This is a genomic window from Actinokineospora iranica (assembly GCF_900101685.1).
In the GTDB taxonomy this organism is placed as follows: domain Bacteria; phylum Actinomycetota; class Actinomycetes; order Mycobacteriales; family Pseudonocardiaceae; genus Actinokineospora; species Actinokineospora iranica.
The window spans coordinates 102,837-115,681 of record NZ_FMZZ01000009.1; the positions used below are offsets into that span (position 1 = coordinate 102,837).

Consider the following 12,845-nt stretch of genomic DNA (forward strand, 5'->3'; position numbering starts at 1 on the left):
GGCTACTTCTGGTGCGGCGCCACGTAATCCCTGGCTTCGGCGGCCTCGAACAGCGGCTTGACGTACCGCACGCCGCCCTCGGCGCCCGGGTCCGGCTGCGCCACGTACACCTGGCGGGTGGCCGGGGCGCCGGGCTTGGAGAAGTCCAGCGCCGCCACCAGGTTCTCGGTGCCCGCCGACGTGGTTTCCTTGAGCGCCTTGGCGATGCCGTCGCGGGTGAGGTCCTTGTTCTCGCACGCCTTCTTCAGCACGGTGCCCCACACCTCGCCCACCGCGTAGCCGTAGGGGACGCCGCCGTTGGCCGGTTCCCGGTACGCCGCCTTGTACTTCGCCGCGACGTCCTTCGCCTTGGGCAGGTCGGCGGAGAACGGGACGCTGCTGGCGACGATGTGCAGCTTGTCCAGCGCGCTCGCGGCCGGGCTCTTGAGCAGCGCCGGGTCGAACACCGGGTTGTTGCCCAGCAGCGGCACGTTCAGGCCGAGCGCCTTGTTCACCGCGGCCACGGAACCGGTCTGCGGCGGGGAAGTGGTCAGCAGGATCGCCTTCACGCCGTCGCCCTTGAGGCCGGTGACGATGTTGGTCAGGTCCGTGTCCGTCGAGGTGATCTTGACCTCCTTGACGGTCAGATTGTGCTTGCCCGCGTAGTGTTTCGAGCCGCGCAGGCCGTTCTGGCCGTACTCGCCATCGATGTAGATGTGGCCGATGGTGTCGCCGTCGGCGATCAGGTTCTTCTCCTGGAGGTAGGACAGGCCGTCGATCATCTCGACGTCGTAGGTGGTGCCGACGATCATCACGTACGGGTTGTCCAGCAGCTCGGACGACCAGGACGCGGGCGCGGCGACGGCCTTGTCCGAGAGCAGGTTCTGCTTGAGCGCGGCCACCACCGGCGAGCCGAGCATCTGCACGAAGCCCGCCACCTTCGGCTCGATCTGCGGGTACAGGGTCTTCGCGGTGTCGGCCTTGTAGCCGTGGTCCACGGTCTCCAGCCGCACCTGCCGCCCGCAGACGCCGCCCGCGGCGTTGATGTCCTTGGCCCACAACTCGTTTCCCTGCGTGATCCCGAGGCCGAGGTTCTTGAACACCCCGGTCTTGTCGGTCATCACGCCCAGGGTGATGTCGGTCGCGGTCACCCCGCTCCCGGTTCTGACTCCCTCGGCGTCGGGGCCGGACGAACCCGAGCCCCCGCCCTTGGTGCCGCACGCGGACAACACGAGGGCGGCGGAAAGCGCCGCGCAGGCGGCGAAGCGCGTCGGAGTGCTGGTCATGACGGGTCCTCCTCGGGGGGTTTGCGGGAAAGCCCGCGACTGGTGATCCGGCGGCCGATCGCGGCCAGTCCGCCGGGTTCGAACAGCACGACGAGCACGATCGCCGCGCCGTAGACGAACGAGCTGATCAGCGCCGGGGTCAGCGCGCTGCCGCCGGTCTCGCCGAACAAGCCGAGATCGGCCGAGTACAGCGCGAGGGCCTGCGGCAGCCCGTGCACGATGAGCGCGCCCACCAGCGCGCCCGGGATGGAGCCGAGCCCCCCGATGATCACCATCGCCAGGAACGCGATGGACACGTTGATGCCGTAGGTGCCGTACTCGCTCTCGTCGGGTTTGAGGATGTCGAACCACAGCGCGGTCATCACCCCGGCCAGGCCCGCGTACGCCGAGGACACCGCGAACGCGCCCGCCTTGGCCCGGGTCACGTCGACGCCCATCGCGGTCGCCGCGGCCTCGTTGTCCCGCACGGCCCGCCACGACCGGCCGACCCGGCCGCGCACCGCGCCGCGGGCCAGCAGGAACGCGACCGCGGTCAGGACGAGGAACAGGTACCAGGTGCGCTCCGCCTGCCGGAACGGCACGCCGAGCAGCTCGATCTCCGGGCCGCCATTGGAGAACGGGAAGCCGAACAGCTCGAACGCGGCGGGCGTGCGGCCGGTGGACGTGCCGCCGGTCAAGGCCTCCGCTGACTGTCCCAAGTAGAGCCCGAGGAACACCAGGGACAACGACGCGACGCCAAGGTAGATCCCGCGCAGCCGCCCGGCGACGGGCGCGAAGGCGAGTCCGAGCAGCGCCGCGGTCAGCACCGCCCCGACGAGCGCCAGCCCGGGGTCGAGGCCGAGCCCGAACACCCGCTCGTCGTCGGCCGGTCCGGAAAGGACGGTGTAGCCGGTCGCGCCGACCAGCAGGAAGAACGCGTGCGCCAGCGACAACTGGCCCGCCTGCCCGACGAGCATGGTCAGCCCGATCGCGCCGACGCCGCCGATCATCACGTACTGCCCGGCCTTGAGCCACGCCGCCTCCAGGTACAGCGGCAGCGCCGCGAGCACCAGCAGCAGCGCGACCCACGCCAACCGCCGCACCCACCGCCCGCGACCGGTTTCCCGAGCGGGCGAAGGAATCTTCGGGGGCGCGGCCTTCTCTGCGACGACGTCAGACACGGGTGCTCTCCCTCGTCCCGAACAGCCCGGACGGCCGCAGCGCCAACACGACCAGCATCACCAGGAACACCGCGCTCTTGGAGAAGTCGAACGAGATGTACTGCGCCGACAGCGCTTCGGCGAGCCCGACGACCAGCCCGCCCACGACCGCGCCCGCCGTCGAGTCGAGGCCGCCGAGGATCGCAGCCGGGAACGCGGCCAGCGCGATCGAGTGCGTGCCACGGGAAAGCCCGGCTCCGGAGAAGTCCTGCGTGGCGATGAACAGCACCGCCACCCCCGCCAGCGCGCCCGCCACCAGCCACGCCGTCGCCGTGACCCGCGACGACCGGATGCCCATCAGCGCCGCCGCCTCGCGGTTCTCCGCCTGCGCGCGCATCGCCACGCCCCAGTCCGAATACCGGAACGCCAGGAAGAACGCGGTGATCAGCACCGCGCTCACCGCCAGCGCCACCAGATGCGTGCGGAACAGCGTGATCCCGCCGATCTGGATCGGCTGCGCGTCCCACGCCTCGCCCAGGAACGGCAGCGTCACGCCGAGCCTGCGCACGACTTCCTCGGTGATGATCACGTCGAGGCCGATCGTCAGCAGCGCCAGGCTGTTCGCGTCGGCGGACCGGGCCCGCGCCAGCAGCAGCCGCTCCACCGCGAGCGCCAGCAGCGCCGCGCTGAGGATGCCGACGAGCGACGCCCCGACCCAGCCCAGTGACTCGCGGGTGACCACGACGAGGTAGCCGCCGAAGAGGACCAGCGAGCCGTGCGCGAAGTTCACGACCTCGGTCGCCTTGAAGATGACCACGAATCCCAGGGCCAGCAGCGCGAACACCGCGCCTTTGCCCAAGCCGTTGACGACCAGTTGCAGGAAGGTGTTCACGCCGGTTCCTCCGCGCCAAGGTAGGCCCGGATCACGTCCGGGTCGGACCGCACCTCGGCGGGACTGCCGTCGGCGATGCGCTTGCCGAAGTCGAGCACCGTCACCCGGTCGGCGATGCCCATGACCAGGCTCATGTCGTGCTCCACCAACAGAACCGAGATGCCGAGCGCGGCCCGCAGGTCGCCGATCGTGGCCGCCATCTCGGCGGTCTCGGCGGCGTTCATGCCCGCGGCGGGCTCGTCGAGCAGCAGCAAAGTCGGCTCCACGGCCAATGCCCTGGCGATGTCGACCCGTTTCGCCGCGCCGTAAGGGAGTGCGGCCACCGGCACGTGCAGCACGTCGCCGATGCCGAGGAACGCGCAGATCTCCGCCGCCCGCGCGAGGTGTCTCCGTTCCTCGCGGGCGGTCAGCCGCAGGCCGTCGGTGAGGAAGCCGCCGCGGGTGAGCACGTGCCTGCCGAGCATCACGTTGTCCAGCACCGTGGACCGCGTCGACAGCGCCGTGTTCTGGAACGCCCGCCCCACCCCGATCTTCGCCAGCTTGTGCGCGCGCAACCTGGTCAACTCGGTGTCACCGAACAGAACCCGGCCAGACGTCGCCCGGTAGACGCCGCTGATCACGTTGAAGCAACTGGACTTCCCCGCCCCGTTCGGCCCGATCAGCGCGTGCACGGTCCCCGGAGCCACGGTGAACGACACGTCGTCCAGGGCGCGGATGCCGCCGAAGGTCAGGGTGACGTTCTCCACCCGCAGCGGCGCCAGGCTCATCGCTCCCACCTCGCCAGCGTGCGGCCCCCGTGCCGCCAGTGCGCCTCGCTCCAGGATTCGGCGTGTCCGCCCAGGTAGAGCCGCTGGACGTCGTCGCTGGCGGCCAGTTCGGCCGCCGTGCCGCGCAACGCGACCCGCCCGACCTCCAACACCGCCGCGTGCTCGGCGACCCGCAGCGCCATCACCGCGTTCTGCTCGACCAGCACCACCGCCGTGCCCTGCGCGTGGATCTCCCGGATGATCTCGCCGATCCGCGCCACCACCTTCGGCGCCAGCCCCAGCGACGGCTCGTCCAGCAACAGCAGGCGCGGCCCGGACATCAGCGCCCGCCCGATCGCCAGCATCTGCTGCTCGCCGCCGGACAGCAGACCGGCCCGCTGCTTGGCGCGCTCGGCGAGGACCGGGAACAACTCGTGCACCCGCGCCCTGGCCGCCGCCCGCCGCGTCGCGTCCCGCGCGCCGATCCCGCCCGCCCGCAGGTTCTCCTCGACGGTCATCCGCGCGAAGACCTGCCTGCCCTCGGGCACCCCCACCACCCCGAGCCGCACGATCGCCGCCGGGTCCGCCCGGTCGATCCGCCTGCCGTCGAACTCGACCGAGCCCGCCACCACGGACCCGCGGTGCAGCCGCAGCGTCCCCGAGACGGCCCGCAACAGCGTCGACTTGCCCGCGCCGTTGCTTCCCAGCACGGCGAGCACGCCATCGGCGGGGACGTCGATGTCGACGCCATGCAGCGCGGCCACGGAACGCCCGTAGCGCACCTGAAGGTTGCGCACGCTCAGCACACGGCCTCCTTGCCTCCAGGTGACCTGGGCCACTCGGGCTGGAACGTGGGCGCAATCGTGGTGGGGGACCGGGCGATTTGTCACCCCCGAGTGCGGAGGCAGCACCGAATCGTGGGGATTCGTGACAACGCCAGCGGCTGTCCTTGGCGCATTCGTTACTAAAGGACGCCGTCCGTGTCGCGGGTCGACCCCGTGGTCTCGGCTATCTCCGGGTTGGTCTGTTCCTGCGCGGACAGGCGCGGGACCAGGTACCCGGGGCGGGTGAGAGCCGCATGATCCGAGGACTGGTGACGCGTGCGCCGCGCAGCGCCGAGACCAGGCACGGTGGCGCGGTTGGGTGCCGTTGTCGCCCTTGCCGGGGCAGGTTGATGGGGGTCTTGATCCTGGTTGTTTCGGCGATGAAGCGGGTGGTGGCCGAGGTGGCGGCTTGTGGTCTCGCAGGCCACGCGCGGCACCGGCCACGGCACGGCGTTGGTCGGGGTTGGGCTGAGTCCGCGGCCGGGCGGCCTGCCTTGTTGGGGAAGGGTCACTCGGCCAGTGCGGACACCCGGGAGAGGCGGGCCAGCCAGTGGTCGCGGGTGGCGGGGTCCGCCGCGGCGTCGAGAGTGGGTTCGGGGGCGGTCCGGGGGACAGGCAGCCAGCCGTCGACCGGGCGCAGGGACGGGGTGGCGGCGTCGGCGGTGAGCAGGGACAGGGTGCCCAGGCCGCACGCGTGGTCCAACCGCGGCAGCGCGCCCGCCAGGGCCAGACCCGCGGCCAGGCCCACGCTGGTCTCCACCGCGGAGGACACCACGCACGGCAGCCCGCACGCCAGCGCCACCGCCAGCGCCCGCCGGACCCCGCCCAGCGGCGCGACTTTCAGCACCGCGATGTCCGCTGCCCCCGCCACCGCCACCCGCAGCGGGTCTTCCGCCCGCCGGATCGACTCATCCGCCGCGATCGGCACGTCGACCCGCCTGCGCACCGCGGCCAGCTCTTCGATCGTGCGGCACGGCTGCTCGACGTACTCCAACCCGCCCGCCGCCCTGTCCAGCGTCCGGATCGCCACCACGGCCTCGTCGACGCCCCACGCCCCGTTCGCGTCGATACGGATCAGCCCACCCGGGCCCAGCGCGTCCCGCACGGCCGCGATCCGCTCGTAATCCTGACCGAGCGAGGTCCCCGGGTCGGCGACCTTCACCTTGGCCGTGCCGCACCCCGAACCGGCCACGATCTCCGCCGCCCGCTCCGGCGCCACCACCGGCACCGTGCAGTTGATCGCCACCCGGTCCCGCACCGGCTCGGGCCACCCGACGTCGGCGGCCTCCCGGGCGCACGCCAGCCACGGGACCGACTCGGCGTCGGAGTAGTCGCCGAACGGGCAGAACTCGCCCCACCCCACCGCACCACGCAGGAATAAGCCCTCACGGACCGTGATCCCGCGAAACCGGGTGCGCAGGGGAATGGCGTAGACCAGTGGCCGCTCGGAAAACACAGGTGAATCGTGTCAGATCGGCGGTTACCGTGCCCACGTGTCCCACCACCCGCGTCTGGCCGACCTACTCGCCCGCCCCACCACAGACTTCCTGTTCTTCTGGGGCCACCGCCCCACCCCCGACGGCAGCGTCGGCAAGTCCTGCCTAAGCCAATGGTGGCCCTCCCCCACGGTGATCGACGGCGAGCGCTACCTAACCGCCGAGCACTACATGATGACCGCCAAAGCCCGCCTCTTCGACGACGAGGCCACCGCCGAGGCCGTCCTGGCCAGCCACACCCCCGAAGAGGCCAAGGCCTTGGGCCGGAAGGTGCGCGGCTTCACCGAGCCCCGTTGGCGCGAGCACCGGTACGACATCGTGGTGCGCGCCAACGAGGCCAAGTTCAGCCAACACCCCCGCCTCGCCGCGTTCCTGCGCTCCACCGGGACCGCGGTCCTGGTGGAAGCCAGCCCCGTCGATCCGGTGTGGGGCATCGGCCTCGCCGCCACCAGCCCCGACGCCCGCCGCCCATCAGCGTGGCCCGGCCTGAACCTGCTGGGATTCGCCCTGATGGACGTGCGCGACCGCTTGCGCCGACAGGTCGCAGGCGGATAAGCGCTTGCCCGCGCCCGCGCCCGCTGCCCGGACCGGGCCAGGATGCCGGGCAGCGATGGCACGGCGGAGACAGCCGCTTTCCCGCTGGTTTCGGCTGGGGGAGAGGGACACCCCGGGTGGCTGCGTGGGTTCGCTTCTCGTTGGAGGGTCGAGGCGGCAGGCTGTGGACTGAGGCAGGGCGGCAGGGCACATCGTGGCCCGGCTGCCGGAGCGCGGTCTTCGGCGTTCCGGTGCTCTGTTCGGAGTTGGGCAGCGCTTGAACCTTTGCCTGCTCCCGAAGAAGGTCGTTCCCCGCGCCAGGCAGCGTGGTCGAGCATCGGCTGGCGCGGGAGGAATGGGCGATGGTCGGGTGGCGGGAAAAGGAGCGGTTGGGGTCGGGAGACGTTGTGCGGTGGATGCCCTTCTGGTTGAGGTGGGCGAAGTGGGTCGGTTGGGTGGGCTGGGTCGGTGGGTGCGCTGGGTCGGTGGGGGCGTGCGCCGGCTGGGTGAGGTGAGTCCGTGGGGTGCGGCGGTCAGTCCGGGGTAGGTGAAGGGGCGGCTGGGTGAGGCTGGGTGGAGGTGCGGGGATTCTGGCGCTAGGGAAGGCTCGGTGCCATGCGCGCGATGGATCGTTCTGAGTGGCTGGAGTTTGTTCTTCACGGGACCCGGACCGGGAAGCTCGCGACCGTTCGGGCCGACGGCACCCCGCATGTGGCGCCGGTCTGGTTCCTGGTCGACGAGGGGGACTCGGGCGATCGGATCGTGTTCAACACGGGGGCCGACACCGTCAAGGGGAAGGCGCTGCGTCGGGACCCCCGGTTCTCGCTGTGCGTCGACCTGGAGGCGGCGCCGTTCGCCTTTGTGCAGTTTCAGGCTGAGGCCGAACTGTCGGAGGACATGGACCAGATGCTGCACTGGGCCACCCGGCTCGGGGCCCGCTACATGGGCGAGGACGCCGCCGAGGCGTTCGGGAAGCGCAACGCGGTGCCGGGGGAGTTGTTGGTGTTCGGCCGGATCACCAAGACCGTCGCCCTGGCCGACATCGCCGACTGAGGGCTCTCGTAGGGTCGAGGTATGCGGAGCCTTGCAGCGGTGCGCCAGTGGCCGGTCGACGATGTGGCGGTGGCGGTCGTCGCTGCGGACGGGACCGTGGTGGGGGCGGAGGGTGATCAGGAGCGGGAGTTCCGGCTCGCGTCGGTGACCAAGCCGTTGGTCGCCTACGCGATGCTGATCGCGGTCGAGGAAGGCGCGGTGGAGTGGGAGCAGCCCGCCGGTCCGCCGGGGTCGACGGTGCGGCACCTGATCGCGCACACCTCGGGGCTCGGGTTCGACACCACCAGCGTCCAGGCGCGGCCGGGCGCCCGGCGGATCTACTCGAACACCGGGTTCGAGGCGTTGGCCGACCTGGTGCACCTCGCCTCCGGCATCCCGTTCGACCAGTACCTCGCGGAGGCGGTCTTCGAGCCGCTGGGCATGACGGCGTCGCGGTTGGCCGGGTCGGCTGGCGCGGGCGCGGTGTCGACATGCGGCGACCTCGCGTTGTTCGCCGCCGAGTTGCAGGCGCCCACGCTGGTGTCGGCGCAGACCATGGCCGAGGCGACCACGGTGGCGTTCCCGGGCCTGAACGGCGTCCTCCCCGGCTACGGGATGCAGAAGCCCAACGACTGGGGCCTGGGCTTCGAGATCCGGGCGACCAAGAGTCCACATTGGACTGGCAAGGCCAGTTCGCCCCGGACCTACGGCCATTTCGGCCAGTCCGGCACGTTCCTGTGGGTGGACCCCGACGCCGGAGCCGCCTGTGTCGCCATGGCCGACCGCGACTTCGGCGACTGGGCGGTCCAGGCCTGGACGCCCTTCACCGACGGCGTGCTCGCCGAACTCGCGGGCACGTGACGCGTCCCGTGACCGTGTGATATCCCGAGCGCGGCGAAACCGCTGACAGAGAAAGGAAAGCGCTCTCCACGGCCATGCGCGGCTCGGCGGTCTCGGGGAACCACGGCCAGATCGGGGATCGGCATGGTCGTGTGGCGGGTGGCCGCCCTGGTTCGCGGGCGTCCGTGTCGTTCGGGGACTCGTGTCTGATCGCATGGTTCGACGCTAGGAACGGGCACCGACAATTTCGGTCCCCTGGAGCGCCAAGGCGGATCGGTTCACCCGAAAGTGGATCAGGTCGGCCGCTGGGCGGGCGGGTCGGCGTCCGGGACCAGGTCGGGGTGGGTCTTGGCCACCTCGCGGGCGGCCTTCTTCGCCTCGTCTATGCGTTCGCGGGATTCTTCGGCTCGCTCGCCGTTGTCTCGGATGGGCTTGTCCGGGGTTTCGGTCACGGGGGATCCTCCTGTCCGTTGTCCGGAAGGAGGGTGCCCGGGCGCGGCGGCGTGAAACTCAGCCGATCTCGGGGATCGGCGGGCCGAGCAGGTCGTCGGCGTCGCAGATGCGGTACGCGTACCCCTGTTCGGCCAGGAAGCGCTGGCGGTGGGCGGCGTACTCGGTGTCGAGGGTGTCGCGGGAGACGACCGAGTAGAAGTGGGCCTGGCGGCCGTCGCCCTTGGGGCGCAGCAGCCTGCCCAGGCGCTGCGCTTCCTCCTGGCGGGAGCCGAAGGTGCCCGACACCTGGACCGCCACCGACGCCTCGGGCAGGTCGATGGAGAAGTTGGCGACCTTGGACACCACCAGGGTCCGCAACTCGCCGCGGCGGAAGGCGTCGAAAAGCTCTTCGCGTTCGCGGTTCTTGGTGGCGCCCTGGATGACCGGGGCGTCGAGGGCTTCGCCGAGTTCCTCCAACTGGTCCAGGTAGGCGCCGATGACCAAGGCGGGCTCGTCGGGGTGGCGGTCGAGGATCGAGCGGACAACGGCGATCTTCGTGTGCGCCGTCGAGCAGAGCTTGTACCGCTCCTCCGGCTCGGCCGTGGCGTACTGCAGGCGCTCGTTGTCGGTCAGCGTCACCCGGACCTCGGTGCACTCCGCGGGCGCGATCCAGCCCTGCTGCTCGATGTCGCGCCACGGCACGTCGTAGCGCTTGGGGCCGATCAGGGAGAACACGTCGCCCTCCCGGCCGTCTTCGCGTACCAGGGTGGCGGTAAGGCCGAGGCGGCGGCGGGACTGGAGGTCGGCGGTCATCCGGAACACCGGCGCGGGCAGCAGGTGGACCTCGTCGTAGACCACCAGGCCCCAGTCGCGGGAGTCGAACAGTTCGAGGTGGCGGTACTCGCCTTTGCTCTTGCGGGTGATCACCTGGTACGTGGCGATGGTGACCGGGCGGATTTCCTTGCGTTCGCCGGAGTACTCGCCGATCTCTTCTTCGGTGAGGGACGTGCGCGCGATCAGCTCGCGTTTCCACTGCCTGCCCGCGACCGTGTTGGTCACCAGGATCAGCGTGGTGGCCTGCGCCTGGGCCATCGCGGCCGCGCCGACCATCGTCTTGCCCGCCCCGCAGGGCAGCACGACGACGCCGGAGCCGCCCGCCCAGAACGACTCGGCGGCCATCCGCTGGTAGTCGCGCAGCTCCCAGTCGTCCTCGACCAGGGCGATCGGGTGGGACTCGCCGTCGACGTAGCCCGCCAGGTCCTCCGCGGGCCAGCCGACCTTGAGCAGCAGCTGCTTGAGGCGGCCGCGTTCGCTCGGGTGCACCACGACGGTGTCGTCGTCGATGCGCTCGCCCAGCATCGGGGCGATCTTCTTGTTGCGCCGCACCTCTTCGAGCACCGCGCGGTCGATGGTGGTCAGCACCAGCCCGTGCACGGGGCTGTTCTGCAGCGTGAGCCTGCCGAACCGGCCCATGGTGTCCACGATGTCGATCAGCAGCGGCTGCGGCACCGGGTAGCGCGAGAACGTCGACAGGGCGTCGACCACCTGCTCGGCGTCGTGTCCGGCGGCGCGCGCGTTCCACAGCGCCAGCGGCGTCACCCGGTAGGTGTGCACGTGCTCCGGGGCGCGCTCCAGCTCCGCGAACGGCGCGATCGCCATCCTGGCGTCGGTCGACCGGGGGTGGTCGATCTCCAACAGCAGGGTCTTGTCGGACTGCACGATCAGCGGGCCATCGGTCACTTGTCCCTCGCTCCTGCGCTCGGCTGCGCTCCAGTGTCCCAAACGACGTACCGGCCGCGGTTAGTCCCACCTTTGGCGCAGCCCACACCGACCGACGGCACCTGGATAGCACTGACCGGGCTGCGGTAGGCGCGGGCCGAGCCGATACCGTCCACGTGGCCCCACTCACTCGCCGGAGGCGCCGCATGACCACCTCTGAACCCCGGCCGCGCAAGCTGCTGCCGACCTGGGCGGTAGCGCTGATCGCCGTGCTCATCGCGGGCGTCGGCTTCGTGCTCTTCCGGTACGTCCTGGCCGACTCGCCGGGCGCGGCGGAGTGCGCCTCGGTCACCGGCTCGGACGACGCGGCCACCGTGGCCACGGCGGACTGCGGCGACGAGGATGCCACTTTCCGGATTGCTGTTAAGAAGGACCTCTCGGAGACGGGTTGTCCTGACGGCGCTTACCGGGAGCTGTGGACCGGTGAGAACCTCTTGTGCCTGATGCCCAACTTCCGCGCGGGCAACTGCTACGCCGAGGACGACAAGAACCAGTCGTTCCGGGTCAGCCCATGCGAGGGCCCGGACACTATCCGCATCTCGCAGGTCATCGACGGCACCACCGACCCGTCGCCGTGTCCGAACGGGAGCGGCCTGGGGTACCCGGAGCCGCCGACGGTGTTCTGCATAGAGACCCCCGGAGTGTCCTGACCGCACGGTGCTGTGTGGATCACGGTCAGTAATCCACACAGGGAATCCCCCATTTCCCCGTCTGGCTGTCGCCCGATCGGGTTAGATTGCGGCGCCGCATCGGACGCGGCCACAGGGGGACGGCGCCCGGACCCCTCTTCAGGAACTCCACGAGGTGCACGATGTCCCACCCGCAGCAGCCGGGTCAGTTCGGTCCCCCGCAGCCGTACCACCCGGGGCAGCCGATGCCGCCCGGTGGCCAGCAGCCGCCGCCGTACGGGCAGCCGCAGCAGGCCCAGCCCTATGGGCAGCAGCCCCCGCCGCCGTACGGCCAGCAGCCCCAGCAGCCCGGTCAGCCCTACGGCCAGCCCCAGGGACCCGGCCAGCCCTACGGCCAGCCTCAGGAGCCCGGCCAGCCCTACGGCCAGCAGCCTGGCCAGCCGTACGGCCAGCCCCAGGACCCAGGTCAGCCCTACGGCCAGCCCGGTCAGCCCTATGGGCAGCAGCCTCCGCCGCCGTACGGGCAGCAGCCGCACCCTGGTTTCCCGCCCGCGCCGCCGGAGGGCGGCGGTGGCGCGCCCAAGAGCAAGGCCAAGGTCATCCGGCTGGTCGTCGGCCTCGTCGTGGTGGCCGCGATCGGCATCGCCGTGTTCGCCTTCTCCGGCACCTCCGCGGCGAGCGCCGAGCCGGGGGACTGCATCAAGGTCAACAGCGCCGACGCCAACGACGCCGACGTCGAGAAGATCGACTGCGCCAAGCCGGAGGCCGTCTACAAGGTCGGCAAGAAGCTCGACTCCAGCGTCGGCGACTGCGGCGAGTTCTACGAGGAATACTCCGAGCGCAGGACGGGCAGGCGCAGCAGCGGCAAGAGCTTCAAGCTGTGCCTCATGCTCAACGCCAAGGAAGGCGACTGCTTCGACAACGTCGTGGGCACGAACACCGCGGGCAAGGCCGTCCGGGTGTCCTGCGCGGGCGGCAGCGCCGAGGTCAAGGTCGCGGCCGTGATCAACGGCAAGGCCGACGAGAACGCGTGCTCCCGTGACGTCGACAGCGCGTACATCTACAGCCAGCCCGCCACGACGCTGTGCTTCAAGCGCGTCAAATAGGCGACCCAGCATGCAGAGGGACTCACACTGCCGCCCTTTCTGTTTTCCCTGAAAACGATTTCTTTAATGCCCATCTTGGATTGGTTAACCAGGCCATATGGGCATTGACGTACGACAGCTTGACCACCCCT

13 protein-coding genes are annotated in these 12,845 nt (G+C 70.7%); 5 read left to right on the forward strand and 8 right to left on the reverse strand.

Annotated elements, in window-relative coordinates; genetic code table 11:
* Positions 1-2: 2 nt before the first annotated feature.
* From BLS56_RS19035 to BLS56_RS19060, 6 genes are all read right to left on the reverse strand, one after another.
* Entirely contained in the window at positions 3-1,265 is a 1,263-nt protein-coding gene (locus BLS56_RS19035) for an ABC transporter substrate-binding protein (protein WP_091452708.1), read from the reverse strand.
* The gene (locus BLS56_RS19040; RefSeq protein ID WP_407640535.1) at positions 1,262-2,425 is read right to left on the reverse strand and encodes a branched-chain amino acid ABC transporter permease; all 1,164 of its coding nucleotides are present in this window, start codon (positions 2,423-2,425) and stop codon (positions 1,262-1,264) included. Before BLS56_RS19040 ends, BLS56_RS19035 begins: the two co-directional genes overlap by 4 nt.
* Positions 2,418-3,296 carry a branched-chain amino acid ABC transporter permease gene (locus BLS56_RS19045; RefSeq protein WP_091452710.1) on the reverse strand — a complete coding sequence of 293 codons (879 nt, stop codon included), beginning with the start codon at positions 3,294-3,296 and terminating at the stop codon, positions 2,418-2,420. Before BLS56_RS19045 ends, BLS56_RS19040 begins: the two co-directional genes overlap by 8 nt.
* Entirely contained in the window at positions 3,293-4,063 is a 771-nt protein-coding gene (locus BLS56_RS19050; protein WP_091452712.1) for an ABC transporter ATP-binding protein, read from the reverse strand. The genes BLS56_RS19045 and BLS56_RS19050 overlap by 4 nt, the downstream gene beginning before the upstream one ends.
* A complete protein-coding gene (locus BLS56_RS19055; protein ID WP_091452714.1) occupies positions 4,060-4,848 on the reverse strand; it encodes an ABC transporter ATP-binding protein in 789 nt (262 codons plus the stop codon). Before BLS56_RS19055 ends, BLS56_RS19050 begins: the two co-directional genes overlap by 4 nt.
* 526 nt (positions 4,849-5,374) lie before the next feature.
* The gene (locus BLS56_RS19060) at positions 5,375-6,322 is read right to left on the reverse strand and encodes an o-succinylbenzoate synthase (protein WP_091452718.1); all 948 of its coding nucleotides are present in this window, start codon (positions 6,320-6,322) and stop codon (positions 5,375-5,377) included.
* Positions 6,323-6,359: 37 nt separating this feature from the next.
* On the opposite strand from BLS56_RS19060, the gene BLS56_RS19065 reads away from it, so the two are divergent.
* From BLS56_RS19065 to BLS56_RS19075, 3 genes are all read left to right on the forward strand, one after another.
* A complete protein-coding gene (locus BLS56_RS19065) occupies positions 6,360-6,917 on the forward strand; it encodes an NADAR family protein (protein ID WP_091452720.1) in 558 nt (185 codons plus the stop codon).
* A 594-nt stretch (positions 6,918-7,511) separates the two neighbouring features.
* Positions 7,512-7,949 carry a PPOX class F420-dependent oxidoreductase gene (locus BLS56_RS19070; RefSeq protein ID WP_091452722.1) on the forward strand — a complete coding sequence of 146 codons (438 nt, stop codon included), beginning with the start codon at positions 7,512-7,514 and terminating at the stop codon, positions 7,947-7,949.
* Positions 7,950-7,970: 21 nt separating this feature from the next.
* Positions 7,971-8,789, forward strand: a complete 819-nt coding sequence (locus tag BLS56_RS19075; protein WP_091452725.1) for a serine hydrolase domain-containing protein — start codon at positions 7,971-7,973, stop codon at positions 8,787-8,789.
* A gap of 272 nt (positions 8,790-9,061) precedes the next feature.
* Here the strand turns inward: BLS56_RS19075 and BLS56_RS31600 are convergent, their stop codons facing one another.
* Together BLS56_RS31600 and BLS56_RS19080 are read right to left on the reverse strand one after the other, a co-directional pair.
* Positions 9,062-9,220: a hypothetical protein gene (locus BLS56_RS31600; RefSeq protein WP_175482924.1), complete on the reverse strand. Its 159-nt coding sequence runs from the start codon at positions 9,218-9,220 to the stop codon at positions 9,062-9,064.
* Positions 9,221-9,278: 58 nt separating this feature from the next.
* On the reverse strand, positions 9,279-10,940 hold the full coding sequence (locus BLS56_RS19080) for a DNA repair helicase XPB (RefSeq protein ID WP_091452727.1): 1,662 nt from the start codon (positions 10,938-10,940) through the stop codon (positions 9,279-9,281).
* Positions 10,941-11,125: 185 nt separating this feature from the next.
* Here BLS56_RS19080 and BLS56_RS19085 point away from each other — a divergent pair, with 185 nt between their 5' ends.
* Positions 11,126-11,629 (forward strand): LppU/SCO3897 family protein, encoded by a 504-nt coding sequence (locus BLS56_RS19085; RefSeq protein ID WP_091452731.1) that lies wholly within the window; start codon positions 11,126-11,128, stop codon positions 11,627-11,629.
* Between the two features lie 161 nt (positions 11,630-11,790).
* Positions 11,791-12,714 carry an LppU/SCO3897 family protein gene (locus tag BLS56_RS19090; RefSeq protein WP_228771754.1) on the forward strand — a complete coding sequence of 308 codons (924 nt, stop codon included), beginning with the start codon at positions 11,791-11,793 and terminating at the stop codon, positions 12,712-12,714.
* The last annotated feature ends 131 nt before the right edge of the window (positions 12,715-12,845 follow it).